This is a genomic window from Pseudomonas sp. P9_2, assembly GCF_034008255.1.
GTDB lineage: Bacteria > Pseudomonadota > Gammaproteobacteria > Pseudomonadales > Pseudomonadaceae > Aquipseudomonas > Aquipseudomonas synxantha_A.
In genome coordinates this window covers 2,784,155-2,809,432 of the sequence record NZ_CP125376.1, presented here as the reverse complement: position 1 = coordinate 2,809,432, position 25,278 = coordinate 2,784,155, and the positions used below count along the sequence as shown (strand labels likewise).

General features: G+C 58.5%; 16 protein-coding genes. 7 read left to right on the top strand and 9 right to left on the bottom strand.

Annotated elements, in window-relative coordinates; translation table 11 throughout:
* Positions 1–220: 220 nt before the first annotated feature.
* Complete coding sequence (gene treR, locus QMK52_RS12545) at positions 221–925, top strand: trehalose operon repressor (RefSeq protein WP_005791154.1); 705 nt, start codon at positions 221–223, stop codon at positions 923–925.
* Positions 926–1,077: 152 nt separating this feature from the next.
* On the opposite strand, the gene guaA is transcribed toward treR, so the two are convergent.
* The 4 genes from guaA to QMK52_RS12525 all read right to left on the bottom strand — a co-directional run bounded on the left by guaA (position 1,078) and on the right by QMK52_RS12525 (position 5,764).
* Positions 1,078–2,655 (bottom strand): glutamine-hydrolyzing GMP synthase, encoded by a 1,578-nt coding sequence (gene guaA / locus QMK52_RS12540; protein WP_005791155.1) that lies wholly within the window; start codon positions 2,653–2,655, stop codon positions 1,078–1,080.
* An 81-nt stretch (positions 2,656–2,736) separates the two neighbouring features.
* The gene (gene guaB / locus QMK52_RS12535) at positions 2,737–4,206 is read right to left on the bottom strand and encodes an IMP dehydrogenase (protein WP_005791156.1); all 1,470 of its coding nucleotides are present in this window, start codon (positions 4,204–4,206) and stop codon (positions 2,737–2,739) included.
* 104 nt (positions 4,207–4,310) lie between these two features.
* A complete protein-coding gene (locus QMK52_RS12530; RefSeq protein ID WP_005791157.1) occupies positions 4,311–4,859 on the bottom strand; it encodes a hypothetical protein in 549 nt (182 codons plus the stop codon).
* 137 nt (positions 4,860–4,996) lie between these two features.
* Positions 4,997–5,764: a sulfite exporter TauE/SafE family protein gene (locus QMK52_RS12525; protein WP_005791158.1), complete on the bottom strand. Its 768-nt coding sequence runs from the start codon at positions 5,762–5,764 to the stop codon at positions 4,997–4,999.
* 99 nt (positions 5,765–5,863) lie between these two features.
* Between QMK52_RS12525 and QMK52_RS12520 the strand changes: the two genes are divergently transcribed.
* The 6 genes from QMK52_RS12520 to leuA all read left to right on the top strand — a co-directional run bounded on the left by QMK52_RS12520 (position 5,864) and on the right by leuA (position 19,663).
* The gene (locus tag QMK52_RS12520) at positions 5,864–6,754 is read left to right on the top strand and encodes a LysR family transcriptional regulator (RefSeq protein ID WP_005791159.1); all 891 of its coding nucleotides are present in this window, start codon (positions 5,864–5,866) and stop codon (positions 6,752–6,754) included.
* Between the two features lie 9 nt (positions 6,755–6,763).
* The gene (gene xseA / locus QMK52_RS12515) at positions 6,764–8,143 is read left to right on the top strand and encodes an exodeoxyribonuclease VII large subunit (protein ID WP_005791160.1); all 1,380 of its coding nucleotides are present in this window, start codon (positions 6,764–6,766) and stop codon (positions 8,141–8,143) included.
* A 3-nt stretch (positions 8,144–8,146) separates the two neighbouring features.
* Positions 8,147–8,965, top strand: a complete 819-nt coding sequence (locus QMK52_RS12510; protein WP_005791161.1) for a M23 family metallopeptidase — start codon at positions 8,147–8,149, stop codon at positions 8,963–8,965.
* Between the two features lie 135 nt (positions 8,966–9,100).
* Complete coding sequence (locus QMK52_RS12505) at positions 9,101–13,237, top strand: membrane-targeted effector domain-containing toxin (RefSeq protein WP_320404146.1); 4,137 nt, start codon at positions 9,101–9,103, stop codon at positions 13,235–13,237.
* A gap of 496 nt (positions 13,238–13,733) precedes the next feature.
* Complete coding sequence (locus QMK52_RS12500) at positions 13,734–17,618, top strand: membrane-targeted effector domain-containing toxin (protein ID WP_320404145.1); 3,885 nt, start codon at positions 13,734–13,736, stop codon at positions 17,616–17,618.
* Positions 17,619–17,983: 365 nt separating this feature from the next.
* Positions 17,984–19,663: a 2-isopropylmalate synthase gene (gene leuA, locus QMK52_RS12495; RefSeq protein WP_005791164.1), complete on the top strand. Its 1,680-nt coding sequence runs from the start codon at positions 17,984–17,986 to the stop codon at positions 19,661–19,663.
* 163 nt (positions 19,664–19,826) lie between these two features.
* On the opposite strand, the gene QMK52_RS12490 is transcribed toward leuA, so the two are convergent.
* From QMK52_RS12490 to QMK52_RS12470, 5 genes are all read right to left on the bottom strand, one after another.
* Entirely contained in the window at positions 19,827–20,618 is a 792-nt protein-coding gene (locus QMK52_RS12490; RefSeq protein WP_005791165.1) for an amidohydrolase, read from the bottom strand.
* Positions 20,606–21,754 (bottom strand): pyridoxal phosphate-dependent aminotransferase, encoded by a 1,149-nt coding sequence (locus QMK52_RS12485; RefSeq protein ID WP_005791166.1) that lies wholly within the window; start codon positions 21,752–21,754, stop codon positions 20,606–20,608. Before QMK52_RS12485 ends, QMK52_RS12490 begins: the two co-directional genes overlap by 13 nt.
* Positions 21,755–21,888: 134 nt before the next feature.
* Positions 21,889–23,358 carry a ribosome biogenesis GTPase Der gene (gene der, locus QMK52_RS12480; protein ID WP_005791167.1) on the bottom strand — a complete coding sequence of 490 codons (1,470 nt, stop codon included), beginning with the start codon at positions 23,356–23,358 and terminating at the stop codon, positions 21,889–21,891.
* A gap of 134 nt (positions 23,359–23,492) precedes the next feature.
* Positions 23,493–24,644 (bottom strand): outer membrane protein assembly factor BamB, encoded by a 1,152-nt coding sequence (gene bamB / locus QMK52_RS12475; protein WP_005791169.1) that lies wholly within the window; start codon positions 24,642–24,644, stop codon positions 23,493–23,495.
* On the bottom strand, positions 24,637–25,278 hold the full coding sequence (locus QMK52_RS12470; RefSeq protein WP_003194010.1) for a YfgM family protein: 642 nt from the start codon (positions 25,276–25,278) through the stop codon (positions 24,637–24,639). Before QMK52_RS12470 ends, bamB begins: the two co-directional genes overlap by 8 nt.

Sequence of the window (25,278 nt, the reverse complement as noted above, 5' to 3'; positions counted from 1 at the left end):
TGTTTTTATGGGTGGCAGTCATTGGCAGCACGCCGAGGAAGGAAAAGTACTCGTCTGTACGAGTTAAATCAACAACTCGTCTGTACGAGTTACACTTTTGTTTATATGTGGGAGCTTGCTGTCAGATTTTTCCCTCGCCTGCACGGCTATCCAATGGACAAACCCCACCTCTGCCACTAAGGTTCCTGCCTTGAATGCAAGCCAGGCACAGAGCCATCTCATGAGCAAATACAACCAGATCTATACGGATCTGCTTGCCAGCATCACCACCGAACGCCTGCAACGCGGTACGCGCCTGCCCTCCGAAACCGAACTGATGGACGCCTACCAGGCCAGCCGTGGCACCGTGCGACGCGCCATCGAGCAGTTGCAGGAGCGTGGCTTTGCGCAAAAAATCCATGGCAAGGGCACCTTTGTGTTGTCGCCCAACCCGATCGAGTTCCAGTTGGGCGGCATCGTCAGCTTCCACGAGACCCACGCCGACCTGGGCGATGACGTACGCACTGACGTCGTCGAGTTCACCCAGATCCCGCTGGAAGGTTCGTTGCTGCAACACATCGAAGCCGAGCCCGGCACGCTGATCACCCGCGTCAAACGCGTACGACGCATCGGTGGCAAGCGCGTGATCCTGGACATCAACCACTTCGTTGCCGACCTGATCCCCGGCCTGGACCGCTCGATTGCCGAGCAGTCGATCTACGCGTTTATCGAGCAAACGCTGGAGCTGCAGATCAGCTATGCACAGCGCACCATCGAAGCCCTGCCGCGCAGCAAGGACGACCAGGCGCACCTGGATCTCGATGGGCAGAGCCATGTGATCGTGGTGAGTAACCAGACGTTTTTGCAGGATGGAAGGCAGTTCGAGTACACCGAGTCGCGGCATACGTTGGATAAGTTTTACTTTTCGGATATTGCGCGGCGGTGAAATCTACACAGGCTTGGGTCTGACGGTTTGAAAAGCGCCCGCGCCACTCAATAGCAGCTCCCCATGCACCGGGCTCAACGGGCGACACAGAAAGCAAAACCCCGGCACGTGGCCGGGGTTTTGTCATTCAGCACTCACCTGCTATTGCAGGATCATTCCCACTCAATCGTCGCCGGCGGCTTGCTCGACACGTCATACGTCACGCGCGAAATGCCTTCGATTTCATTGATGATCCGCCCGCTGACAGTTTCCAGCAGTTCGTACGGCAGGTGTGCCCAACGCGCGGTCATGAAGTCGATCGTCTCTACGGCACGCAGCGCAACAACCCATGCGTAACGACGGCCATCGCCAACAACACCCACCGATTTCACCGGCTGGAACACCACGAACGCCTGGCTGACCTTGTGGTACCAGTCGGCCTTGCGCAGTTCTTCAATGAAGATGTGGTCGGCGCGACGCAGCAGGTCGGCGTATTCCTTTTTCACTTCACCGAGGATACGCACGCCCAGGCCCGGGCCTGGGAATGGGTGGCGGTAGACCATGTCGTACGGCAGGCCCAGTTCCAGGCCCAGACGACGGACTTCGTCCTTGAACAGTTCGCGCAGCGGTTCTACCAGCTTGAGGTTCATTTCCTCAGGCAGGCCACCCACGTTGTGGTGGGACTTGATCACGTGAGCCTTGCCGCTCTTGGCGCCGGCCGACTCGATCACGTCTGGGTAGATGGTGCCCTGGGCGAGGTACTTGATGTTGTCCAGTTTGTTGGACTGGGCATCGAAGACGTCGATGAAGGTACGACCGATGATCTTGCGCTTCTTCTCCGGGTCGGACTCGCCGGCCAGGTTGTTGAGGAACTGCTCCTCGGCGTTGGCGCGGATCACCTTGACGCCCATGTTCTCGGCGAACATGGCCATCACTTGCTCGCCTTCGTGCAGGCGCAGCAGGCCGTTGTCGACAAATACGCAGGTCAGCTGGTCGCCGATGGCCTTGTGCAGCAAGGCAGCAACTACCGAGGAGTCCACGCCGCCGGACAGGCCGAGCAACACGTTGTCGGTACCGACCTGGGCGCGCACCTGGGCGATGGCGTCTTCAGCGATTTTCGACGGGGTCCACAGGGCTTCACACTCGCATATGTCGAGGATGAAGCGCGACAGGATGCGCCCGCCTTGCTTGGTGTGGGTCACTTCCGGGTGGAACTGCACGCCGTAGTAACGACGCTCGTCGCTGAACATGCCGGCGATCGGGCAGCTTGGGGTGCTGGCCAGGATGTGGAAGTCTTCCGGCATCTTGGTGACCTTGTCACCGTGGCTCATCCAGACGTCGAGGCCGAACAGGCCGTCCGCGTCGATGTGGTCTTCGATGCCGTCCAGCAGGCGGCTCTTGCCGACCACGTCCACACGGGCATAACCGAATTCACGCAGCTCGGAGCCTTCCACCTTGCCGCCCAGTTGCTCGGCCATGGTTTGCATGCCGTAGCAGATACCGAACACCGGTACGCCCAGGTCGAATACCGCTTGCGGGCAACGCGGGCTGTTGGCTTCGTGCACGGACTCGGGGCCACCGGCGAGGATGACGCCTTTAGGGGCGAATTCGCGGATCGCTGCGTCGTCCATGTCGAACGGGTGCAGTTCGCAGTACACGCCGATTTCACGCACGCGGCGGGCGATCAGCTGGGTGTACTGGGAACCGAAATCGAGGATCAGGATGCGATGGGCGTGAATGTCGAGGGCCATGAAGTCAGTCTCGTCTAATGAATCAGAAACAACTCGGGGCTGAAAGAACAGCCCCGGTTACTTAACATTTTGCTGGAAGGCTCAACCTACACGGTAGTTTGGCGCTTCCTTGGTGATCTGCACGTCGTGGACATGGGATTCAGCCATGCCTGCGCCGGTGATCCGCACAAACTCAGGCTTGGTGCGCATTTCTTCGATGTCGGCGCTGCCGGTGTAGCCCATCGAGGAACGCAGGCCGCCCATCAGTTGATGGATGATCGCGCTCAGGGTGCCTTTGTACGGCACACGGCCTTCGATACCTTCCGGTACGAGCTTCTCGGCGCCTGCCGAGGAGTCCTGGAAGTAACGATCGGAAGAACCTTGCGCCTGGGACATGGCGCCCAGCGAACCCATGCCACGGTAAGCCTTGTACGAACGGCCCTGGAACAGTTCAATCTCGCCAGGCGCTTCTTCGGTACCGGCGAACATCGAGCCCATCATCACGCAGGAAGCACCGGCGACGATGGCCTTGGACAGGTCACCGGAGAAACGGATGCCGCCGTCGGCGATCAACGGTACGCCAGTGCCTTCAAGGGCAGCAGCGACGTTGGCGATAGCGCTGATCTGCGGCACGCCCACACCGGCGACGATACGCGTGGTGCAGATCGAGCCAGGGCCGATACCGACCTTGACGGCGTCAGCGCCAGCTTCGGCCAGAGCCTTGGCGGCAGCGCCGGTGGCGATGTTGCCGCCGATCACTTGCACGTCAGGGAAGTTCTGCTTGACCCAGCGCACGCGGTCGATCACGCCTTTGGAGTGGCCGTGGGCGGTGTCGACCACCACCACGTCAACACCGGCAGCAACCAGCGCCGAAACGCGGTCGCCCGTGTCTTTACCGGTGCCGACTGCCGCGCCAACACGCAGACGACCCTGGTCATCCTTGCTGGCCAGCGGGTAAGCCTTGGCTTTTTCGATGTCGTTGACGGTCATCATGCCCTTGAGGGCGAATTTGTCATCGACGATCAGCACGCGCTCGATGCGGTGCTTGTGCAGCAGTTCGCGCACATCGTTCTTGTCGGCGCCTTCCTTGACAGTAACGAGGCGCTCTTTAGGCGTCATCACTTCACGGACGGTGACTTCAAGGCGGTTCTCGAAACGCACGTCACGGGAAGTGACGATGCCGACCAGGTCGCCATCATGCAGCACCGGGACGCCGGAGATGTTGTGCATGCGAGTGAGTTCGAACAGGTCACGCACGGTGGTGTCGGCTTCGATGGTGATTGGATCTTTCACCACACCGGCTTCGTAACGCTTGACCTTGCGCACTTCGGCAGCTTGCTGCTCGATGGTCATGTTCTTGTGGATGATGCCGATGCCGCCTTCCTGAGCCATGGCAATGGCCAGACGGGCTTCGGTGACGGTGTCCATGGCAGCGGAAACCAGTGGAATATTCAGCTCGATGCCACGGGTTAGGCGGGTCTTGAGACTGACTTCGTTAGGAAGCACCTCGGAATAACCGGGCACTAGGAGAATGTCGTCGAATGTCAGAGCTTCTTGGCTGATACGCAGCATCGCGGGGGCTCCCGAGCGGGAAAATGGAAGCGCGCCATTATATACATGCACCCTGCCCGGCTCAATGTAAAACTCTGACAAACTTGGTAATACTGATAGAAGGATTAAAGCTCGACTTTGACCCAGCTCATTTTCTGGTCCAACCAATCGGCAAATTCGTCGATAAAGCTCTGCTTGAACCCCGCCTCCGCCCAGTTGTTGAAGATGAACCCCAGGTTGGAAAACCCGCACTCCTGCAGGAACAGAAAGCCGTTGATGTCATCTTCATGCCCACACAGCGGGCAGGTGAAGTTGTCGGTGTGACCAGGCATCCAGTCTTCCAGGCTTTCGAACAGCGCCTCGCCAACTTCCTTCAGGCATTCCGGGCAGCCGGCTTCTTCAAGGAACCCCTTGGCCGGCGTGTAGATGCAACGCTTGTAGATGATTTCCAGGCCATTGACCGGCTCGTTGAACGGCAGCGCTTCAGGGTGCAGCACCACGGCGCGGGCGCCATCGGCCAGGGCGTAGCCCATGCGGTTGCCGGTGCGCCCGCAGGTAGTGAGTTCTTCCTTGATGATGTTCTTGCGCACCAGCCAACGCACGATCGCCCGCGCGCGAGGTTCGTGGACGGGCAAGGTGGAGATTTTCGGTACAAGGATGCTTTGGGAGTTCATGGGAGTCCTGCGGTGTGGCTATTGGCGCCATCGCGGGCAAGCCCGGCTCCCACAGTTGATCGCATTCCAATGTGGGAGCCGGGCTTGCCCGCGATGACGCCCGGGAGGACGGCAGCTTAATCCCTGAAAAAATCAGGTCAAGTACTCACATACCGCCCGATCAACGCAATACCACTGGCCAATACCAACCAGGTCACCAACCGCACGAACGCCTCACGGGACAGCCGCATCGTCAGCCTGCGTCCACACCACAGCCCCAGGGCCATCGCCGGCAACAGGCAAACCGCCAACATCAATAACGGCAAATCTGCATACACGCCGGCAATCAGGAACAGACTCAAACGCACGACCGTGCTGCAACTGATCAGCGCGCTTTGCGTAGCCCGCGCCGCGTCCTTGGGCAAACGGCTGTTCAGGTAAATCGCATATAAAAAGCCGCCACTGCCGAATAGCGCACCAAACAGCCCCCCAACAGTGCCCATTGGAATCGACCAGCCCGCTGCCAGCTCAGTCGGCCGTGCCTTCACCGCCAGGCTGTAAATCGCGTAGGCGCTGATAAACAGGCCCATCAACAGCAGCAACAGGTCCGAATGCAGGTTGAGCAAAAACACCACGCCCAGGCTGCAGCCGACGGCCATGCAGGGCAGCAACCGCAACAGTTCTGGTTTGTTCACATCGCGCCGCGTTTGCAGCAGGCCGCCAAACGCCGCGACAAAGTCGAGAAGCACCAGCAACGGGATGATCTTCGACAGCGGCATAAACACAATCAGGATCGGCCCGGCGACCAAGGCCGTCCCGAACCCGGCAATGCCAAACACCACATAGGCCAGCACCACACCCAGGCCGATCACCAGCCAATCCACAGCCCCGAACGACCACTGACTCATCAACTCAACCAGGCTCATGGGTTATTCCTTGTTGGACATGGCCTTCACTTTAGCCATTGTCGACTGTTGCGACTAATATCTTCAAAGCTAGCCACTCATCTCAAAAAGGCATGACTCGTGATCTCCACGCGACAACTGCGTTACTTCGTCGAAATCGCCGAGAGCGGCAGCTTCAGTGCCGCGGCCGAACGCCTGTTTGTGGCGCAGTCGGCCTTGAGCCGGCAGATCAAGGAACTGGAAAATCAACTGCAAACCCCATTGTTCGAACGCACCGCACGCCAACCGCGGCTCACAGCGGCCGGTGAAGCGTTCTACCCACGGGCGCGCAATTTGCTGAGTGAGTTGCTCAAGGCCAGCGAAGTGGCGACCCTAGTAGGCAATGGCCAGCTTGGCACGCTGCGCCTGAGTCACTCGAGCACAGTGCCGATGAGCGGCGCGTTATTGCACGGCATCAGCACCTGGCTAGAGCGCTGCCCTGGAGTATCGGTGGATATCGCCAAGCTCTCCTCCGAAGCCCAGTTGGAGGACATCGCCGAGGGTCGCCTGGACGTTGGCCTGCTGCGCTTGCCCGTACTACGCCAGCGCGACGGAGTGCGTGTGCTGCCGTTGTACACGGAGCCGTTGGTGCTGGCGGTGCCGCCGAATCATCCGTTGGCACGCAGCGACGCGCCGGTGGAGTTGGCGCAGCTAAGGGACCAGGCGTTTATCTCGATCCCCCATCCCCAACGCGGCGGGCTGAGTTATCTGTCGGCCGAATTGTGCATGCGTGCAGGATTTTTCCCCAGGGCCGCGCGGGTGATGTCGCGCAAGACCACGCAGTTGCAATTGATCCAGGCCGGTTTCGGCATTGCCTTGTTACCAGAATCCATGCAGGACATCGCCCCCGCCAACCTGCACTTTTTACCCCTGGCCGACCCGGACTGCCACAGCACCGTGGCGCTGGCCTGCGCGCAAGTGCCGAACCCGCTGGTGGAGCAGTTCTGTCAAACCCTGCACGAATGCCTATAAACTGCCGCCATGATTAAAGATCCTTTTGCCCGACTGGGCCTGGACCGCGAAGTCCTGACAGTCAGCCAGCTCAACGGCCGCGCGCGGGTGTTGCTGGAAGACGTGTTCACCAATATCTGGGTGGAAGGCGAGATCTCCAACCTCGCCCGCCCGGCTTCCGGCCATGTGTATTTCACCCTCAAGGACAGCGGGGCCCAGGTGCGTTGCGCGCTGTTTCGCAACAACGCTGCACGCGTACGCCAGGCGTTGAAGGACGGCCTGGCGGTCAAAGTGCGTGGCAAGGTCTCGTTGTTCGAGGGGCGTGGCGACTATCAACTGATCCTCGACACCGTGGAACCTGCCGGCGATGGCGCGCTGCGCCTGGCCTTCGATGCCTTGAAGGAAAAGCTCAGCGCCGAAGGCCTGTTCAGCGCCGAGCGCAAGGTGCCGCTGCCCGCGCACCCGCGGCGTATCGGCATCATCAGTTCGCCGACCGGCGCGGTGATTCGCGACATCATCAGTGTGTTCCGCCGCCGGGCGCCGAACATTGAACTGACACTGATCCCGACTGCTGTGCAGGGCCGCGAGGCGATCCCGCAGATCGTGCGGGCGCTTAAACTCGCCGATGCCCGCGGCTTCGACGCGCTGATCCTGGCCCGTGGCGGCGGCTCACTGGAAGATCTCTGGTGCTTCAACGAAGAAGCCGTGGCCCGCGCAGTGGACGCCTGCGTCACGCCCATCGTCAGCGCCGTCGGCCATGAAACCGATGTGTCGATCAGCGACTTCGTGGCGGACGTGCGCGCTCCGACGCCCTCCGCCGCCGCCGAGCTGCTGGCACCGGACGCCAGCCATCTGGTGCGCCAGGTAGACAACCTGCATCGGCGCCTGGTGATGCTGATGCGTAACCGCCTGAGCCACAGCCGCCTGCGCCTGGAAGGTATGGCCCGGCGCCTGCGTCACCCGGGCGAGCGCTTGCGCCAGCAGGCACAACGCCTGGATGACCTGGACATGCGTATGCGCCGCGCCTTCGAGCGCAGCCTCAATACTCGTCGCGAGCGCTTGATTCGCCTGGAAACCCGCCTCGCCGGCCAGCATCCGGGCCGCCAATTGGCGCTGCTGCGCCAGCGCCTGGACAGCCTCGCCGAACGCCTGCCCCGAGCCATGCGCGAAGGTCTCAAGGCCCGACGCCTGCAACTGCAAAGCCAGGTGCAGACGTTGCAGGTAGTCAGCCCGCTGGCGACCCTGGGCCGTGGCTACAGCATCCTGCTGGATGAACGCGGCCAGGCGATTCGCAATGCCGCACAAACCCACACCGGCCAGCGTCTGACCGCGCGCCTGGGTGAAGGTCAACTGCAAGTGCGGGTGGAAGACAATCACCTGACCCCCGTCACCCTTTCGCTACTGGATTGATTGATGCCACGTCTACTGAGTTTGTTGCTGCTGTGCCTGTCCATGAATACCTATGCGGACAGCTATATCACCCGCACCTTGAACAAACCGGTGCCCGGTGGTGTGGCCGTGGTCGAACTGGGACCGGCCGCCACGGCGCCCAAAGCCACTTACCAAGGCAAACCGGTGCTGGTGGTCAAAGAACAGGACAACTGGCTAGCCATCGTCGGTATCCCGTTGACGGTCAGGCCTGGAAACGAGCGCATCAGCAGCGGCGGGCGCAACTTGCCGTTTATCGTCGGTTACAAGAAGTACCCGGAACAGCGCATCACGCTGAAGAATAAAAGCCAGGTCAACCCTGACCCGGCCCAGCTCAAGCGCATCGAAGGCGAGTTGGCGGTACAGCTCAAGGCTTACCGCAGTTTCAGCCCCACCCTGCCGAGCAACCTGGTGCTGGACAAACCGGTGAACGGCCCGTTGTCGAGCAAGTTCGGGGTGCGGCGCTTCTTCAACGGTGAAGAGCGCAACCCGCATTCGGGCCTCGACTTCGCCGTGCCAGCCGGTACGCCGATCAAGACGCCCGCGAACGGCAAGGTGATTCTGGTTGGCAATTACTTCTTCAATGGCAACACGGTGTTCGTCGACCATGGCCAGGGCTTTATCAGCATGTTCTGCCATATGTCGAAGATCGACGTGAAGGTGGGCCAGCAACTGGTGCGCGGCGCAGTAGTGGGCAAGGTCGGCTCGACCGGACGGGCGACCGGGCCGCATATGCATTGGAATATCAGCCTGAACGATGCGCGTGTCGATCCGGCGATCTTTATCGGCGCTTTTCAGCCCTGAGCGCTGCCCAATGCCCTGGCCCCGGACATATCGCTACATTTGCAGCCGGAACCAACACACCGCTCCCCTTCACTTAACTGGCGACTTACAAGGACCGTAACGACAACATTTCGATTATGTGATGAGGTTGTTTCTATGTTTGCGCCAGCCAGCTCTACAGTCCAACGCGCTTTGGATCAACATCAATCCTTTGCCCCACCCGCCGAAACGCCCCCCCCGCAAAAAAAAAGCCAGACCGGCCCCCACGCAACGCCTTCGACGTACGCACCAGACGATCTGCCTTTACCCGACTCACCAAGTACGCCAACTGCCACAGTCCCCCCTTCACGCAATATCAGCCTCATAGAGCAACACAACGAAGCTACCCGTTCGATACAGCAGCTCTACAAAGAGCAACCGAACTTCAAGACCTTCCTGCAGCAACAACTGACCACACTGTTTCCCGACCAACCCCACCTCAATACCGCAGACCTCACCGTCAAGCATTGGCGCAAGCAAAACGACGGCAGTATAAAAACGCTGTCCGTAGACCCCCTTCTCGATGCACTAAATAAAGAAATCCAGGAACAGTTGCGTAATCCTGGGAAAAAAGCAGGTGAAGGCAACAACGTACACGCGGGCTTTTTCACGCAAGGCAGCGCCGGGGTGCCGCCCACCCAGGTCAACTCAGCACACTCATTGCACACGATTGCCCAGCGCATCATCCAATACGCGAAAGCGCAGCAGAAATTCTGGACCACACCCCGCCAAAGCTCGCAAAACCCGCAGGTACGAACCACGCCACAGAATGAGCTATTGGCCTTGCACAAACAGCAACTGGCAACCCTGGCCGCAGCGCGCGCGAACGATGGCACCTTGAGCCCGGCAAGCAAGCAACTGATCGACACAGCGCTGCAATACCCCACCTTGGCCGAACGGGAAAATGCCTTTGCTGACGGCGCCCGCCCTGGGGTGTACCCACTCACCGTGGATGACGGTAGTGAACGTGGGGCACTGTTGGCGGGTACCTTCCTCATAACCCAGACCGACGGTTCCTTCGCGACTGAGCCCACATGGCCTGACGGTCGCTCCTTGTGGCTCGACGACAGCCATGGTCCGGTGGTTCTGTATACCCCCGGCGAAGGGTTCGAGGAATTCGCCACGCCCGCTCAAGCCCGCGCGGCATTGGCCAAGCGCCTTGATCAAGGTGGGGTGGACGCCGAACTGTTGCTGCAAACGCTGCCGCTGGCGCTGCAAAACCGAGCAGAGCAGCCTTCGGGAGATGACCTGACACTGCGCGTTGAGCCTTTGACCGCAGATGTTCTGGCAGAGGGCATTCCGTGGATGCTCAAGCGCCAGCAAGAAGAAATCAATAAGCGGCTCTCCGAGACACTGACGGCCGCTACGCCAGGTAACCCACTGACCGATCCGGCGTCAACCCAAGCCATTGATGACGCCGCCGACTGGTCGTACCAGCTTGATAGCGGCAATGCACTCTTGGCCTACCACGCCAAGCTGATTGAAAAACAACAACCAGAGTGGCTGAAAAACCTGACCCCGGCTCAAGAAACCATCTTTCTGAACCTGGAACAGTCGGAGAAAAAAAGCACTGACGCGTTACTACCAAGGCTTCAAAAAATCCCCTCCCTGTCAGACTTCTCCCGCGACAGGATGAACGAGGCGATCAAGAAGCTGTATCCGACTGCGCAGATTGATGCCGATCAATTAAAGGTGCAGATAGACGAAACCACAACCCAGGACAATTCGTCCGGCTTAGTGATTGCCGACCTGGCCATGTCAATATTGGGTAACCGCATCACCAGCTCGTCAGAACAAAAACATCTTTCACTGACTGATCTGGCACTGAAAAATCCCACCGGTTTTCTTCCAAGAAGTGTCCAGAAAAAAACCACCCTCACACTGACCCTGCCGCTGGTTGACACAAAGGGCAGTCCGATTCCCGATAGCAATGGCAAGCCGATCATACTCAATGATGAACAGCTTCAAGCCCTGATCAACACTGCGGATGTGGGAGGCCAATACGACAAGCTGCTTAAAAAAGAACTGGCACCTGATGCCCCTTCGGATCTACGCGAGGCATGGAAATCCAACCTGAGTGACGCCATGGAGAAAGATGCGTTTCTTGCGCAACTCAACCCCACGGCCTATACAGAGCAGGCCACCGAAGACAAGAGCAGCAAACGCGCAGCGCAATGGGTTACGGCAATCCTGGACCACCCCAACCCCGCCGACCGCCCCAAAGTCGATGGCCAGAAGATTATCGCCAATGCCCTGCTCGACTATGGACAACCAATTCATGGAATCTTGGTGATTGGCAACAAGGTCGATTCATCATTGGTGCTGTACACACCCAAAGCGCCCGACGGCATCGCGTTTCGCGAGGTAGCGGACCAAAAAGCAATGGACGCCTTGTTGAAAAAAAACGAGTGGAAAGCCTACATCGCGGACAGAAAATCACCGATCAATAAAGACGATTTGGCCAAACGCGACGAGACTATCAGGGATATCCCCAACAATCCGTTCACCGTCCTGTCGCCCGACAAAGTCTTGGATATGGCCGTCAAAGAGATAAAGGTCATGTTCGGCGGCTCGGAACTCAAACCCATAAAGGGTAATGTTCAGGATCATCTGTATCAGCAAAATGTTCAGATGATAGTAGACAAGGCAGACCATCAATCAGTCAGCAGTGCGGAAGTGGCCAGGCAATCGTTCATCAATAAAGCCACATTTGGCGTCGAAGTGGGCATGCTATTTCTGGATTTTTTGCCAGGTATCGGCAAGGCCGCAAGAACCGGTGCTCATCTGACTAAGGCCGCCTTGGTCGCTTTGCGCGCCAACAGCAAACTTTTGCCCAAGCTCATAAGCAAACCCGGCCTGGCGCAGACGATCTATGTTGATTTCGTACTGACTACAGCAGGTATCAAGGGTGTGCGTGCCTCGCCACTACGCCCCGTCTTCAAATCGTCGACAACGGCGCGCGCGCCTGTGCCACGTCAAGAGCCCAGCACGTCGTCGGAGGCATTGCGTGCCCCATCATCAGCGAGTGCCTCCACCAGCAGTGGCGCAACCACCGTCGCAACGCGCCCCTCGACCAACGCTGCCATTCCAAACCGCGACTTGAGCGCATACAACGTGCCCAATGAGGTCATCAGCGGCCGCCCCTTGAGGCCCGACGGCACTTACAACGTGGGAGATAACTGGTACGTGCGTTTTACCGACAGTACCGGTACGAATAGGGTTTATCAGATCGACTCGGCATTCCACGCTCGCAGTGGACAGGTCAATATCATTAATCCTAATGCTCCGGCGACGGCGTCTAGAAGCAGTAGGAAAGTGGCCTCCCTGCAATCGGCAGGCAACGGGGAATGGCGCATCAATCAACTGCCTGGCGGCAGGCGCGGTAGAGAACGCAGGCAGATGCATGAATGGCCGGTGAATTACACCGACTATTTGCTCTCAGGACAACCTGATTTAACCGCTTCAGGCATTAACAGACGCTTTGTGACGCGCTGGTTCAGAGAAGGGGCGAATGAAAGCTATATCAATCAGGCCTTAGCGCCTACACCTCGTCCGAACATGCCTGCTATAACGCCAAACACATCACCGGGCGAACTGGCACGTGAGCTGCTAAGCACTTCAAACGGCATTGTATTTGGAGAGCAACACAATCAGATTGCTACCAACGTCATGCTGATAAAGAACATGCAGGCCTATGCAGATGAAGGCGTCACAACCCTTTATCTGGAAGGCGCTGAATGGAATGGCTTCACCGGTTACACAGCCGATGAAATTTCACGCATACCCCCGCAGCCCGGCAATCGTATCTATAAACCCGAAGTCCCTACGCGCGAGGATGTGCTGGTCGCCGCGCAGCAACACGGCATCAAAATCGTAGGTATCGAACATGAACATCTGACGATGCACTCAACTCGCCCCTATGACGATGACGTTGCTAACCTTCGGCATACCACTGATCGATTGCGAGAGTTCAACTACTTCGCCAGCAAAGTTATTCAGCAAACCCCGCCAGGGGAAAAGTGGATTGCGGTGGTGGGTAGAAGACATATGAACACCACCCAGGGCGTGCCCGGCATCGCTGAACAAACCGGGGCCGTCAGCGTGGGTGTATACGACGCAACGCCCGGCGCCAGCAGTATCGCCGTCAAGCATACCGGCCCGCGTCCGGCGCCTGAAGAGCGGTTCGCTGCCAATGCAACGGTGGGAGACTACCAAGTCCACCAGAACGTTGACCCTTACCTTAAAAAGCCTTGATCCACCTGATGACGGCGCGCTGGCTGTAGCAGCGCGCTACGCCGAACACACTTGCCTGGCGTTACCACCTGTCCCTCAAGCGAGGGGACTTCGAAGCAGGTTGTTGCGCACCTCTTACAATTCCGCCAGGAACCATCCGACATCCAATATTCACTTATCCCATAACTTACACGGAGCGTAATGAGCATGACCTGACCAGTGGCAATTCGAAACCTGTGAGATTCATTCTATGTTCTCTCTTACCCAAGCTTTGGCAGCACAACTCCAACGACAAACCCTGAGCACTTCTGCAGTCACCGACTCCCCGTCTCCTCCCACGCCTTCCAGTACGACACAAGAGCTTACTCCCGCACCAACCTACGCTCCCGAAACGCCTCCCGTCCCCACATCTCCCGGCATAACCAGCGCCCAACTGCGTTACCCCAGGTTGGAGAAACACTTCAAACCCAGCAAGCAGTTAGCCTACACCGTTGAACACGGCCTCTTGACGGAAGATATGCAACGCCTGCACAACCAACAGCCGAGCTTCAAAGCGTTCATGCAGGCGCAACTCGAACAAGCGTTCCCGGACGTCAGACCTCTGGACGCGGAAACGATGAGCGTCAGTCGTTATCGCATTAACGGCAATGAGGTCTCACTGGAGTCGTCCGAACCTCTGATGACCGCCCTGGCCAGGATGATTCAAGCCATCCTGGCTGACCCCACTAACCAGATGCCGCCTGAACGCGACATACACATCCAATTCAATCATCGCAAAAGCCCGGACGATCTGGAATTTCCCGCCACCACCGCAAGCACATTGCAAACCATCGCGCGCAGCATCGCCATGCAGTACCCGCAGGCGATTGAGCAGTACTGGAACACCCCCAGCCCGGTTCATGAAGACCCGAGCAAGCACGAGTCGCCGCTCAATCAACTGCTGACCCTGCACAAACGCCAATTGTCGAGCCTGGCCGCCCTACGCGTCAGCGATCAAACCCTGAGCACAGACAGCAAAGCGCTGATCGACGACGCGCTGCGATACCCCACCCTGGAAGCCCGGGAAAAAAAATTCGCCAATGGTGCTCGCCTGGGCGTGTACCCCATCACGGTCGATGACAAAACCGAACGCGGCGCGATGCTGGCGGGCGCGTTCCTCATCACCAAAAGCGACGGTTCACATGCCACGTCACCTACCTGGCCGAATGGGCGCACGCTTGAGCTCAACGACACCAATGGTCCGGTCGTGCTGTACACACCCGGCGAAGGATTCGAAGAGTTTGCCACACCGGCCCAGGCACGCCAGGCACTGGCCGACCGGTTGGATCAAGGCGGCACCCACGCCGAACTATTGTTGCAAACCCTGCCACCGTTCCTGCAAAACAGACCTGACGGTTTTTCCGGCGATGACCTGATGCACAGTGTCTCGCCATCTTCCGGTGATGTGTTGGCAGAAGCCGTACCTTGGATGCTCAGGCGCCAGCAGGCAGAAATCAACGCAGGCATGAGCAAAGCACTAACCTCAGGTAACGGCGCCAACTCATTACTCGACAGCGCATCGGTCCAAGCCATAGACAATGCTGCGGACTGGTCTTATCTGCTCGATGGCAGCAATGCCATGCTGGCCAGGGACGCCAAACTGGCCGACAAAAACCAACCCGAGTGGCTGAAGAATCTGCCCCCCGTTCAGGAAGCCGTGTTTTCACATTTGGAACAGGTGCAAGAGAAAAGCCTGAATACGCTGGCGCCGCTGCTCGAAAAAATCCCGTCCCTGGGAGCCTTCTCCCGCGACAGACTGAATGCGGCCCTCAACAAGCAATACCCGGGGGCGATAGTCGATGCTGATCAATTAAAGGTGCAGGTACACACCCGCACTGGCGTCCACGGCGGACGGGGTACTGGCCAGCCCCTCTATTCCAAAAATGACCCCGTCTCTCTAACCGACTTGGCGTTGAGCAATCCCAGTGGTTTTCCAGCCATCGAGAGAGGCACTTTTACCGATGTGAAAATGACCTTGGCGCTGCTGGATACACAAGGCGAGCCCGTCCGGGACTTGGCTGGCAAACAGGTGATTCTGGACACCGAGAGCCTTAAAAAGCTGGTCAATGCCGCCGATGTCGGCGGCGAATACACCAAGCTGCTTAAACAAGAGATGGCGACTGATACCGAGGTTGGCAGCGCCGCGCAATTGCGTACGGCCTGGAAAGCCAGCCTGGAAGGCGCCATGTTCAAAGAGGCGTTTTTATCAGAACTCAATCCCGACGCCTACAAGGAACAAAACCACGAAAACACCACCACCAAGCGCGCGGCGCAGTGGGTTGATATGGTATTGGACCACCCCGACCCCGCCACACGCCCCCAGGTCGATGGAAACAACATTGTGGCCAACAGCCTTGTCCACCGTGGGCTGGTTGTGCAGGGCGTGATGGTGATCGGCAATCAGACAGACTCATCGTTGGTGCTGTATACGCCCAAGGCTCCCGACGGCATCACATTTCGCGAAGTGGCAGACCATAAAGCCCTGGATGCCCTTCTGACCAAAGGCGAGTGGGCGTCCTATATCACAAAAAGAAAATCGCCAGTCAGTAAAGATGATATCGCGCAATTCAAGGACGCCATTAAAAGCAGTGCCTACAACCCCTTGAACCTGATCTCTTCCGAATTGATTATTTCATCGTTCAAGTTAATGGGGGGTGCAACCAGCTTCAAACCAATCGAAGGCAATGTTCAGGATCACCTGTACAAACAACACGTACAAATGATGATCGACCGCGCGGATCACCAGTCCGTAAGCAGTGCTGAAGTGGCAAAGCAATCCACCCTCAACAAAATCGAGTTCGGCATTGAGGTGGCCTTGATCTTCGCGGACCTGATACCTGTGGTCGGCAAAGGTGTGTCCACAGGTGTTCGTCTGGGCAAAGCCGGTGTGACTGCGCTGCGCGTCAATAGCAGAATCTTGCCGCACTTGATCAAAAAGCCTGGCTTGGCACGGACGATCTACAGTGATTTCAGCCTGGCTGCCACAGGCATCACCAATCTTCGCGCCGCACCGATGCGGCCGGTATTCAGATCCACCGTCCAAGCCGGCCCGATCGCCACACGTTCGGGTCCCAGAGCGCTGCCGGCTCCCACCAGCCCTCCCCCTGCGGTGGCCTCCACCAGCAGCGGCGTCACCACCATTGCCACCCGCCCCTCGACCACCACCGCTCTGCCCAACCGCGACCTGAGCGCCTACACCGTGCCGAACGAAGTCATCAGCGGGCAACGCCTGAGGGCAGACGGCACTTATAACGTGGGCGACCATTGGTATGTGCGTTACACCGACAGTACCGGTACGAACAGGGTTTATCAGATCGATTCGGTGTTTCATGCGCGCAACGGGCAGGTCAGTATCGTCAACCCCAATGCCCCGCTGACGGCGCCACGCGGCAGTAGAATCGTGGCGTCCCTGCAATCGGCTGGAAACGGGGAATGGCGGTTGAGTGAATTACCAGGCGGCAGGGGCGGAAGTGGTGGCAGAAGGAACAGAACTGAGTATGTGGACCGAGTGCTCTCCGGTACAGCTACCGAAGACATTTCTACCGCGAACGCAACGACCATTACCCAAATACGGCGATGGTTCAGACGTAATACGCGAAACTTTTACAACAATCGCCTAACAAATGCGACGCCTACACGCACAATCGAGACGGTGATAACAACCAATAGAACACCTGAGGCGGCCCTACAAAACGCCCTGTCTCAACCCGGTATACGTGGCTTAGTACTTGGCGAACTGCATGACGAACCTGTGACGTTTCAACTGCTGATCGACCAGATGCAAAACTTTGCAAATAGCGGTGTAACCACCGTTTACCTCGAGAACGCGATTTTTCTGCGCAGTTATCCAGGCGTAGAAGACGCGACCCTACTGGCGTCTCATACGGATTATCTGGGGCCACGTATCTATCGCCCCGAATTCAGTGGCGGTCCAACTATGGAAGACGTCATCGCCGAAGCACAGAAGCACGGAATAAAGGTCATAGGGCTCGAGCACCCACAATTAACGTGGCATATGGATAACCTTGCAGCCTGGCAAGCTAATCCAACATGGGCAGTTGAGCGCCTACGCGAGTTCAACTACTTCGCAGCCCGTATCATGGAAGAACTCCCAGCTGGAGAAAAATATGTGGCGGTAGTAGGAAATGCGCATATGAATAATTATGACGGTGTTCCAGGTCTTGCAGAGTTGACAGGAGGGCTCGGCGTATCCGTATCACCTAGCCTAAAAGGCAGCTCAAGCCTCGCCAGTCAGCCTCCTCATACTCCCCCCCCACCATTGAAGCTCATGCACGGCACCAACATCCCTGAACCACGCGGAGACATTCACATTGACTACAACATCGACAACCTGACCGTCTGACCGTCCCATGAGAGGAACACCATGCGGCCTTACCGCCGCATGGCTACCCATTGCGCAGGAAGCACACTAAGAAGCACTAAAACAACAAAAAAAGAATAACGCCGCAATAAAAACTCAAAAAAAAGCAATAAAATAGAACTTCTCTCAATTTTATCCCACTGCTTGCCATCCTCCCATCTCGCGGTTAGGGTTGACTGCATGAAAACCTCTCACACCCTCATTCAGCTCCGCCAGCACCGCAGCCTGTGCCTCGTCAGCGCACGACTGCCAGGCTGAATCGATCTGCCTCGTCCTCAAGTTTTATCCCCAATAACAGTTCTACGGCAGGCCGCCTTTTCTCGGCCCCTACAACAAAGGATTTCCCGATGAGCATGCTCAAAGACCCATCTTCGAAGTACCGCGCGTTCCCGACCATCGACATCCCGGACCGCACCTGGCCGTCGAAGACCATCACCACCGCGCCGATCTGGTGCAGCTCCGACCTGCGTGATGGCAACCAGTCGCTGATCGAGCCTATGGACGCCGCGAAAAAACTGCGTTTCTGGAAGACCCTGGTCGCCGTCGGCGTGAAGGAAATCGAAGCCTCGTTCCCGGCCGCCTCGCAAACCGACTTCGACTTCGTGCGCACCCTGATCGAAGACAACCACATCCCCGAGGACACCACCATCCAGGTGCTGACCCAGGGCCGTGAAGACTTGATCGCACGCACCTTCGAATCCCTGCGCGGAGCCAAAAAAGCCATCGTGCACTTGTACAACGCCACGTCGCCGTCGTTCCGCCGCATCGTGTTCAACCAGGACAAGGATGGCATCAAGGCTATCGCCGTCAACGCGGCCAAGCTGTTCGTCAAATACGCCGCCCAACAGCCTGAAACCCAGTGGACCTTCGAATACTCCCCGGAGACGTTCAGCGCCACTGAGTTGGAGTTCGCCAAGGAAGTCTGCGACGCAGTGATCGAGGTGTGGAACCCGACGCCCGAGCACAAGATGATCCTCAACCTGCCGGCCACCGTTGAATGCGCCACACCGAATATCTATGCCGACCAGATCGAGTGGTTCGGTCGCCATATCAACCGTCGTGACAGTGTGATCATCAGCCTGCACACCCATAACGATCGCGGCACCGGCGTCGCCGCCACCGAACTGGGCCTGATGGCCGGTGCCGACCGCGTCGAGGGCTGCCTGTTCGGCAACGGCGAGCGTACCGGCAACGTCGACCTGGTGACCGTGGCCCTGAACATGTACACCCAGGGTCTGGACCCGCAACTGGACTTCTCCGATATCGACGGTGTGCGCAAAGTCGTTGAAGAGTGCAACCAGATCCAGGTGCACCCGCGTCATCCTTATGTGGGCGACCTGGTGCACACCGCGTTTTCCGGCTCACACCAGGACGCTATCCGCAAAGGCTTCTCCCAGCAGAAAGACGATGCGCTGTGGGAAGTGCCGTACTTGCCGATCGACCCAGCGGACATTGGCCGCAGCTACGAAGCGGTGATTCGTGTGAACAGCCAGTCGGGCAAAGGTGGCATCGCCTACCTGCTGGAACAGGAATACGACATCAGCTTGCCGCGTCGCATGCAGATCGAATTCAGCCAGGTGGTTCAGGCCGAAACCGACCGCGTGGGCCTTGAGATGACTGCGCCGCAGATCTACGCCTTGCTGCAGCGTGAATACCTGCAAGCCAACACCCCGTACGCGCTGGTCAGCCATCGCCTGCAGGAAGAGAACGGCAACAGCTTTGTCGAGGTGGAAGTTTCCGGCAAGGGCCAGGGCGAAACCAACCTGCACTGGAAAGGCAAAGGCAACGGTGCGCTGGAAGCCTTGGTGGCCGGCCTGCCGATTGGCGTGGAGATCATGGACTACAACGAACATGCCATCGGTGCGGGCACCAATGCCAAGGCGGCCGCCTACATTGAACTGCGCGTGAACGGCGAACGTCCGGTGCATGGTGTGGGCATTGATGAAAACATCACCACCGCCAGCTTCAAGGCGCTGTTCAGTGCGCTGAACCGCTCGTTGAGCCAGTTGGAAGCCAAAGCGGCGTAATCGGCTGCTGAAATGTGAAAGGCCCCTGGGTGTGAATCCAGGGGCCTTTTTTACTTTGGGGTTATGGTGGCGCTGATGGCCCCATCGGGAGCAAGCCCCCTCCCACATTTGAATGTATTCGCAAATCAAAGTGGGAGGGGGGCTTGCTCCCGATAGCGGTTTATCAGACAAACTGAAAGCTATCGGCATCCAGGTTCGCTGGAAACCTGGTGCGATAAGCAGCCAACTCCGCCGCATCCAGAATCACCTGGAACACCCCGTCCGCCTCCCCTGCACTCAGCAAGGTTTCACCCTGGAAATCCAGTACCTGGCTATCCCCGGTATACGCAAATCCTTTGCCATCCGTGCCTACCCGATTCACGGCTGCCACATAGCACAGGTTTTCAATCGCCCGCGCCGGCAACAAGCGGTTCCAATGCTGACGACGTGCACCGGGCCAATTGGCGGTGTACAGCAGCAAGTCGGTGTCCTGGGCATCGCGACTCCATACCGGGAAGCGCAGGTCGTAGCAAATCAGTGGGCGAATGCGCCAGCCCTTCAACTCAAACTGCACCTGGCGTTCGCCGGGGGTGTAGTGATCGTGCTCACCGGCCATGCGGAACAGGTGACGCTTGTCGTAATGCAGCACCTCGCCATCCGGCCTTGCCCACAACAGGCGGTTGCGGTGGCTACCGTCGGCGGCCTGGATAATCACGCTGCCAGTGATCACCGCGTTGTATCTGGTTGCCTGCGCCTGGAGCCAGTGATGGGTCGGGCCCTTTTCCGGCTCGGCGAGGGTGGCTGACTCCATGGAGAATCCGGTGGTGAACATCTCCGGCAGTATGATCAGGTCGGCGCCATTGGCCTGCTCCAGCAGCAGCTCAAAATGCTCAAGGTTAGCCTGACGGTCATGCCACACCAGGCTGGTCTGGATCAGGGCGATGTTCAGATTGGGCAGTGCACTCAGATCACGCATAGCTTTTCGGCTGCTTGTTGCAGCGTCTCCTCGCGTTTGGCAAAGCACAGACGCACCAGGCGCTGGCCTTGGGGTGGGTGCTGGTAGAACACCGAGACCGGTATGGTCGCCACGCCGTGTTCGCGGGTCATCCACAAGGACATAGCAATGTCATCCAGGTCAGGGCGAATCTGTGAGTAATCCACCAGTTGGAAATAAGTGCCGCTCACCCGGGTAAAACTGAAGCGGGACGGCGCCAGCAGGTCGCAAAACATGTCGCGCTTGGCCTGGTAAAAGGCCGGCAGTTCTTCGACATGCTCCGGGTGTTCGGCCATGAAGTCAGCCAAAGCGTACTGCAAAGGGGTCACGCCGCAAAAGTTGACATATTGATGCACCTTGCGCAGTTCGGCAGTCAGGGCCGGCGGCGCGACCACGTAACCGGTTTTCCACCCGGTCACGTGATAGGTCTTGCCGAAGGAGCTGACCACGAAGGCGCGCTGATACAGCTCCTGATGGGCCAATATGCTGGCGTGGGGCACACCGTCGAACACCAGGTGTTCGTAGACCTCATCGCTGACCAGGTAGATATCACGGTCGCGGATCAGTTCGGCCAACTGGTCCAGCTCGGCGCGACTGATCAGCGCACCAGTCGGGTTATGGGGCGAGTTGATGATGATCATGCGGGTGCGCGGCGACAGCGCCGCCTTGATCTGCTCGAAGTCGAGGGCAAAACCGTCCAGGCTCAGTTGCACATGCACGCAACGACCACCGGCCAGCTCCACCGAGGGCTCATAGCTGTCGTAGCTGGGGTCGAACACGATGACTTCATCGCCACTGCGAATCACCGCCTGGATCGCGCAGAAGATCGCCTCAGTGGCGCCAGGGGTGATGGTCACCTCGCTGTCGGCATTGACTGTGGCGCCATAACTGCGAGCAATCTTGGCGGCCACCTGCTGACGCAACACGGGCAAGCCGGTCATGGGCGCGTACTGGTTGTGACCCAGAGCGATATGCTTGCCCACTGCATCGAGTAAACCTTGCGGGCCATTGAAATCCGGGAAACCCTGGGACAGGTTGAGCGCGCCGGTTTCAGCGGCGAGTTGCGACATGGTGGTGAAAATGGTCGTGCCGACGTTCGGCAGCTTGCTGGTGATCATCGGAGGCCCCTGCAGGTGAGCCTCAAGTTTTAAGCTGCCAATTGCATCGGGTCAAGGCACAAACGGTCGCGCATAAAAAAGGGCTCCAAAGGAGCCCTCTCTTGCAGCTTGTCGCTCACAACTTATAGCGCCTGCTATTTCTTGTCGCGACGCTTCTTGTCGGCCTTCTTGTGGTGAGTCATCAAACGACGCTTCTTGTTCACCTGACGGTCGGTCAGTGTGTTCTTGTTGCCTTCGTATGGGTTCTCGCCACCCTTGAACTCGATGCGGATCGGCGTACCGACCAGTTTCAAGACTCGGCGGTAAGTGTTTTCCAGGTAACGCACGTAGGACTTGGGCACCTTCTCGATCTGGTTACCGTGGATCACGATAATCGGCGGGTTGGCACCACCCAAGTGGGCGTAACGCAGTTTGATCCGACGGTTGTTGACCATCGGCGGTGCGTGCTCGCCCACGGCATCTTCGAGGATCTGGGTCAGACGGTTGGTCGGCCAGCGGGTGACCGCGGACTTGAACGAGTTCTGTACCGAGGCGTAGAGGTTACCCACGCCAGTACCGTGCAGTGCCGAGATAAAGTGGATATCGGCGAACTCGACGAAGAACAACCGACGCTGCAGTTCGATCTTGACGAAATCGCGCTCGCTCGGCGTCATGCCGTCCCACTTGTTGATCGCGATCACCAGGGCCCGACCGGCTTCCAGGGCAAAGCCCAGCAAATTGAGGTCGTGGTCCACCACGCCTTCGCGGGCGTCCATCACGAAGATCACCACGTTGGCGTCTTTGATCGCTTGCAGGGTTTTGACCACGGAGAACTTTTCAACTTCTTCGTGGATCTTGCCGCGCTTGCGCACACCGGCGGTGTCGATCAGCGTGTACTTCTCGTCGTTACGCTCGAACGGGATGTAGATACTGTCGCGAGTGGTGCCGGGCTGGTCGTAGACGATAACGCGGTCTTCACCGAGCATACGGTTGACCAGGGTCGACTTGCCGACGTTCGGGCGGCCGATGATAGCGATCTTGATACCGTCTTTTTCGCTCGGGCCAGGAATGCGCTTGGCTTCCTCGCCTTCAGCGACGATCTCTTCCTCGCCCTCTTCTTCCTCGACATCATCCTTGGGGAAGTCGCGCAGGGCGATTTCCAGCATCTGGGTGATGCCACGGCCGTGGGCACCCGCGACCGGGATCGCATCACCGAGGCCCATCGGGCTGAATTCGGCACGGGCCGCCTCAGGATCGATGTTGTCGATCTTGTTGGCGACCAGATAGGAACGCTTGTTGCGCTTGCGCAGGTGCTCGCCAATCATCTGGTCAGCGGCGGTATAACCCGCGCGGGCGTCCACCAGGAACAACACGACATCGGCTTCTTCAATGGCCAGCAGCGACTGCTCGGCCATTTTTTCGTCCATGCCATGCTCGTCACCGGAGATACCACCGGTGTCGACAATAATGTAGGAGCGCCCTTGCCACTTTGCCTCACCGTATTGGCGATCACGGGTCAGACCGGACAAGTCGCCGACAATGGCGTCGCGAGTCCTGGTCAGGCGGTTGAACAAGGTGGACTTGCCGACGTTAGGTCGGCCCACCAGGGCGATTACGGGAACCATGCGGCTCTCCACTTCGTTATTTCAGAAAATACAAAAGCCGCTGCAGGGCAGCGGCTGGTGCTCGGGGCAGCATCGTCAGATGCCGCATGCCCTGCAAAAGCAGGGCCGCCTGGGTGTTACCCCAAGCATGGTTCTTACTTGATGGTCAGGGCTTCCAGCTTGCCGCCGTTGCCATACACATAAAGCATGTTACCTACCACCAGCGGACGCGCACGCAGGCCGTCGCTGTCGATACGTTGGCGACCGACAAAGCGACCATCCACCTGGCTCAGCAGGTGCAGGTAACCTTCAAAGTCACCGACTGCTACGTAGCTGGAGAAGACTTCCGGCGCCGACAGTTGGCGGCGAGCCAGCGAGTCGTTGCTCCACAGTGCAGTGGTGGAACGCTCATCGACACTTTCAACGGTGCCGGAGGCCAGGCTCACGTAGACGCTGCCAAACCCTTGGGCGACACCCGCATAGCTGGAAGCATCACGCTGCCAGTTGATGCGGCCGCTTTGCAGGTCCAGCGCGGCAACACGGCCCTGATAGGTGGCCACGTAGAGGGTTTCACCCGACAGCAGCAGGCCACCGTCGATGTCCACGACGCGGTCCAGTTCGGAACGGCCTTGCGGGATAGCCACACGGGTTTCCCACGCTGGCACGCCGTTCTGGGTATCCAGGGCGACTACTTTACCGGTCGACAGGCCAGCCACAGCGAGATTGTTGGTCACAATCGGACCACTGGTACCACGCAGGGTCAACACCGCCGGGGTGCTGTCGTACAACCAGCGTTGGTCGCCAGTGGAGGCATCCAGACCGATCACGCGGTCATCCTGGGTCTGCACCACGACGATATCGCCGTTGGTCGCTGGCGCCGAGAGCACTTCACTGGTCACGCGAGCGCGCCATTTCTCTTCGCCGGTGCTGGAGTCGAGTGCGACCACATCACCTTTGAGCGTACCGATCAGCACCATGCCGTAGCCGACACCCACACCACCGGAAACCGGTAGCTCGAGGTCTTTCTTCCACTTGACGTCGCCGTTCATGCGATCCATGGCAACCACGACGCCAGTGGAATCAGTGGCCACGATGTTGTCGCCGTCGATCGCCGGCTGCAACAGGTTGTAGAGGTCGCCCTGCCCGTCACCAATGGATTGGCTCCATTGTTTTTGCAGGACCACTTCTTCCTTGAAGCTGGTCAGCTCGGCAGGCGGCAGTTCTTTTTTGCTGTTGCTGCTGCAACCCGCGGCCAAAACGGCCAGAGCCAGCAATGCTGCATGTTTCCAACGGATCACGTCACGCATCCCCTTTGGCCAAGTCGTCGAGCTTGATTTGTAAGCCACCGACCGCCGCTTCATCAGACAGCGCCGCCTTGGCTTTTTGGTACGCAGCATGGGCTTCGTCGGTACGACCCAATTGGACCAACAGGTCGCCCTTGAGCTCTTCGCGAGTGGCCACGAATGCCTTGTCAGCATCGCCGTCGAGCAGTTTGAGTGCTTCGTCAGCCTTGTTCTGTGCCGCCAATACCTGTGCCAGGCGCTGACGTGCGATTTCACCCAGGGTCGGGTTGGTCGGCTTGTCGGCAATGGCCTTCAGCTCGGTGGCTGCGTCATCCAGCTTGCCGGTATCGACCGCGACTTTCGCGACGAACAGGCTGCCGTACTGGGCGTAGGTGCTACCGCCGAATTCGTTTTTCAGCTTGCCGGCCAGGTCTGCCACCTGTGCAGGGTCAGGCTTGCCGTCCGGCGTCAGGGTAGTTTCCAGCAATTGCTGGTAAACGATCGAGGCGCCCTGGGATTGGTTGGCCTGATACTTGGTCCAGGCTTGCCAGCCGAACACCACCACTAAAGCCAGCAGGCCGCCAGTGACCAGGGGCTTGCCGTTACGCTGCCACCAGTCCTTGAACTCGGCCAGTTGCTCATCATCAGTACTCGACAC

Coding starts and splice junctions, on each gene's coding strand:
- treR (WP_005791154.1), top strand. CDS start 221: ATGAGCAAATACAACCAGATCTATACGGATCTGCTTGCCAGCATCACC.
- guaA (WP_005791155.1), bottom strand. CDS start 2,655: ATGGCCCTCGACATTCACGCCCATCGCATCCTGATCCTCGATTTCGGT.
- guaB (WP_005791156.1), bottom strand. CDS start 4,206: ATGCTGCGTATCAGCCAAGAAGCTCTGACATTCGACGACATTCTCCTA.
- QMK52_RS12530 (WP_005791157.1), bottom strand. CDS start 4,859: ATGAACTCCCAAAGCATCCTTGTACCGAAAATCTCCACCTTGCCCGTC.
- QMK52_RS12525 (WP_005791158.1), bottom strand. CDS start 5,764: ATGAGCCTGGTTGAGTTGATGAGTCAGTGGTCGTTCGGGGCTGTGGAT.
- xseA (WP_005791160.1), top strand. CDS start 6,764: ATGATTAAAGATCCTTTTGCCCGACTGGGCCTGGACCGCGAAGTCCTG.
- QMK52_RS12510 (WP_005791161.1), top strand. CDS start 8,147: ATGCCACGTCTACTGAGTTTGTTGCTGCTGTGCCTGTCCATGAATACC.
- QMK52_RS12505 (WP_320404146.1), top strand. CDS start 9,101: ATGTTTGCGCCAGCCAGCTCTACAGTCCAACGCGCTTTGGATCAACAT.
- QMK52_RS12500 (WP_320404145.1), top strand. CDS start 13,734: ATGCAACGCCTGCACAACCAACAGCCGAGCTTCAAAGCGTTCATGCAG.
- leuA (WP_005791164.1), top strand. CDS start 17,984: ATGAGCATGCTCAAAGACCCATCTTCGAAGTACCGCGCGTTCCCGACC.
- QMK52_RS12490 (WP_005791165.1), bottom strand. CDS start 20,618: ATGCGTGATCTGAGTGCACTGCCCAATCTGAACATCGCCCTGATCCAG.
- QMK52_RS12485 (WP_005791166.1), bottom strand. CDS start 21,754: ATGATCACCAGCAAGCTGCCGAACGTCGGCACGACCATTTTCACCACC.
- der (WP_005791167.1), bottom strand. CDS start 23,358: ATGGTTCCCGTAATCGCCCTGGTGGGCCGACCTAACGTCGGCAAGTCC.
- bamB (WP_005791169.1), bottom strand. CDS start 24,644: ATGCGTGACGTGATCCGTTGGAAACATGCAGCATTGCTGGCTCTGGCC.